General features: G+C 67.7%; 2 protein-coding genes. Both read right to left on the bottom strand.

Features of this window, described 5'->3' with window-relative positions:
* Window positions 1-74: 74 nt before the first annotated feature.
* Window positions 75-1,616, bottom strand: a complete 1,542-nt coding sequence (locus ACYP33_RS30735; RefSeq protein WP_459625013.1) for a polyhydroxyalkanoate depolymerase — start codon at window positions 1,614-1,616, stop codon at window positions 75-77.
* A 233-nt stretch (window positions 1,617-1,849) separates the two neighbouring features.
* Window positions 1,850-3,637 (bottom strand): glycoside hydrolase family 15 protein (locus tag ACYP33_RS30730; RefSeq protein ID WP_459625012.1); only part of this gene is annotated, 1,788 nt, incomplete at its 5' end.

Genomic DNA, 3,637 nt, shown 5'->3' with positions numbered 1-3,637 from the left:
GCCCGGCTGTGTCTCGCCGGGCGGGGCGTTGTCGTGCGTCGTGGAAGCGGGCGCGTACTGCGCGCCCGCGAGGCTCAGACCGTTTTGCGGGCGCGCGGCGAGCGGGCCGGCGAAGCCTTCGGTGCGACGGCCTTCTTGGCGGCAGGCTTGGTCGACGTGGCCGGTTGGGCCGGCGAACGGCGCGAGCCGGCGGCGCTGCGCTTGGGCGTGGTGCGTTGCGCGGCTTTGGCCGGCGCGGCGTGCGCGGTGCCGGCTGCGGCATCCTGAGCGGCGGCACTGACTGCCGGGCTGGCGGCGGCCTGGGATGCCGTCACGCTGATCGCATCATCGTTGCCCGGTGCTACCGGCGCCGCGCCGGCCGGCGTTTTCGACGTGGGCTGGTGCTCGCGGATGAACTCGCGCAGTTGCGGGTAGATGATGGTGCGCCAGCGGCGGCCCGAGAAGATCCCGTAGTGGCCGCACTTCTCGGCGGTCAGGCTGCGGCGGTGTTCGTCGGGAATGCCCGTGCACAGCTCCTGCGCGACGTGCGTCTGGCCGCTGCCGGAAATGTCGTCGAGTTCGCCTTCGATCGTCATCAGCGCCGTCTGGCTGATGTCGGCCGGCTTGACGCGCTCGCCGCGTACATCCCAGGTGCCTTCGGCCAGGCCGAATTCCTGGAACACCAGGCGGATCGTGTCGAGGTAATACTCGGCGGCCATGTCGAGCACCGCGTTGTACTCGTCATAGAAGCGGCGATGCGCTTCCGCGTCTTCCTCGTCGCCGCGCATCAGGCTTTGGTAGAAATCCCAGTGCGATTGCGCGTGGCGCTCGGGGTTCATCGCGACGAAGCCGGTGTGCTGCAGGAAGCCCGGATAGACCTGGCGGCCTTCGCCCGGATAGTTCGCCGGCACCGTGTGGATCACGTTGTTCTCGAACCACGCGAGCGAATGGTTGGTGGCCAGCGAGTTGACCGAGGTGGGGCTCTTTCGCGCGTCGATCGGGCCGCCCATCATGGTCATGGTCAGCGGGGTGTCCTCGCCGCGGCTCGCCATCAGCGAGATCGCCGCGAGCACCGGCACGGTGGGCTGGCACACCGAGATCACGTGCAGGTTGCGCGCGCCGATATGGCGGATGAAATCCTGGATGTAATCGACGTAGTCGTCCAGATGGAACGGGCCGGTTTCCACCGGCACCATGCGCGCGTCGATCCAGTCGGTGATGTAGACCTTGTGATCCTGCAGCAGCGTGCGCACGGTGTCGCGCAGCAGCGTGGCGTGGTGGCCCGACAGCGGCGCACACACCAGCACCACCGGCTCTTCCTTCAACTGGCCGACCGCCACCGAATCGTCGGCGAAGCGCTTGAAGCGGCGCAGCCGGCAGAACGGCTTTTCGATGACCGTCTGCTCGACGATCGGAATGTGATGGCCGTCCTTCTCGATCTGGTGCAGGTTGAATTCGGGTTTTTCGTAGTCCTTGCCGAGCCGGTACATCAGCTCGTAGGCCGCGGACCAGCGCGTGGCGCCGGGCATCAGCGACAGCGGGCTGGACGGATTGGCGAAGGATTTCGACGCGGCCTGTGCCCAGGCGGTCAGCGGACTCAACAACGCCCGCTGGAATTCGTGCATTTGGTAAAGCATGAGGGCTCCCGAGGGGAGAGCGTCGCGGGAGCGCTCTTCGCCGCGGCGCGCAGTCAAGTCCGGGGCCGGACCACGGTATTCGGTGGCCGGCCAGTCGCGACGATCATAGCGGGTTCCGCCTCATGCCGCAATGCAGCATTTTCCCCATGCGGGGTTGATTTTGCGATGTTTTACGAATCCGCAAACTGACTCGCCCCTGTCGCAAAATCGTGCTGCCGAACGGCTCGACGACCTCAGCGGCCGTCGGTTTCCACCGCCATCGGCTGGCCCGCCGCCTGCGCCATTTCTTCCTCGTGGTGCATCAGGTTCATGGCCGTATGCACCAGCGCGACGTGCGAGAACGCCTGCGGGAAATTGCCGACCAGGCGCCCCTCGATCGGATCGTATTCCTCGGCCAGCAGGCCCAGATCGTTGGCCAGCGACAGCAGCCGGCGGAACAGCCGGTGGGCGTCGTCGATCCGGCCGAGCAGCGCGTAGTTGTCGACCAGCCAGAAGCTGCAGGCGAGGAAGGTGCCTTCGCCGGGCGGCAGGCCGTCGTCGAAATCGGTAGTGCGATAACGCATCACCAGGCCGCCGTGCAGCAGCTCGCGCTCGATCGCCTCGACCGTGCCGACCACGCGCGGGTCCGACGGCGGCAGGAAGCCGACCAACGGCAGCATCAGCACGCTCGCGTCGAGTTCGTCGCTGCCATAGCTCTGCGAGAACGCCTGCTTGCTCTCGTTCCAGGCGTTCTGGCACACGTCCTCGTGGATCGCGTCGCGCAGCGCGCGCCAGTGGTCGAGCGGCGCGGGCAGGCGGAACTGCTCGGCCGACTTGATCGCGCGATCGAACGCCACCCACGCCATGATCTTCGAGAACGTGAAGTGCTTGCGGCCGCCGCGCGTTTCCCAAATGCCTTCGTCGGGCTCGCGCCAGATTTTCTCGAGATGGGTGAGCAGCGCGCACTGGACGGACCAGACGGTATCGTCGGCCTGCAAGCCGCCGACGCGCGCCAGGTGCAGCGCGGCCATCACCTCGCCGAACACGTCGAGCTGAAGCTGGTTGGCCGCGTTGTTGCCGATCCGCACCGGTTTGGAATCCTGATAGCCGGGCAGCCAGTCGAGCTCCATTTCGGGCAGACGGCGTTCGCCGGCGATGCCGTACATGATCTGGATCTGCTCGGGCGAGCCGGCCATCACGCGGCCGAGCCAGGCGCGCCAGGCGCGTGCTTCGTCGTAGTAGCCGGCGCGCATCAGCGCGAGCAGCGTGATGGTGGCGTCGCGCAGCCAGCAGAAGCGGTAATCCCAGTTGCGGGTGCCGCCGATGTGCTCGGGCAGCGAAGTGGTGGGCGCGGCCACGATGCCGCCGGTCGGCTCGTAGGCCAGCGCCTTCAGCGTGATCAGCGAGCGGCGCACGGCGCCGGCGTAGCGGCCCTGGATCTGGCAGCGCGACGACCATTCGAGCCAGTGATTCTCGGTGCGCGCGAGCATCGACAGCGGTTCGCGCGCCGGCGGCAGGCGCAGATGCGACGGCGCATAGGCCAGCGAGAATGGCACGCGCTCTTCGGCATGCACGGTGAATTCGGCGACGGTGCGCAGGTTTTCGCCCGACAGCGGCACCGGGGTGCGCAGCGCCACCGTGTCGGGGCCGGCGATCGCCTTCATGCCGGCTTCGCGCGACAGCCGCGTGACCCACGGGATCGAGAAACCGTAATCGAAGCGCAGCACCAGTTCCATCTGCATCGGCACGTGGCCGCGCTTGCCGATCACGATGCGCACGAGTTCGGACCAGCCGTTGCCGGGCGGCATGAAATCCACCACGGTGACGGAGCCCGTCTCGCATTCGTAATCGGTTTCGAGGATCAGGGTTTCGCCGCGATAACGGCGCGTGCTCGACAGGATCTTGGCGTCGGCGGACGGGCGGATCAGCCAGCGGCCGTGGTCGGGCGTGCCGACCAGCGCGGCGAAGCAGGCCCCCGAGTCGAAGCGGGGCCAGCAGAGCCAGTCGACCGAGCCGTCGCGCGAGATCAGGGCCGCGGTATG

It is taken from the genome of Burkholderia sp. 3C, from assembly GCF_054589155.1.
Note: the sequence above shows the minus strand (reverse complement) of the source record. Positions and strands in the feature narration are given on the sequence as shown.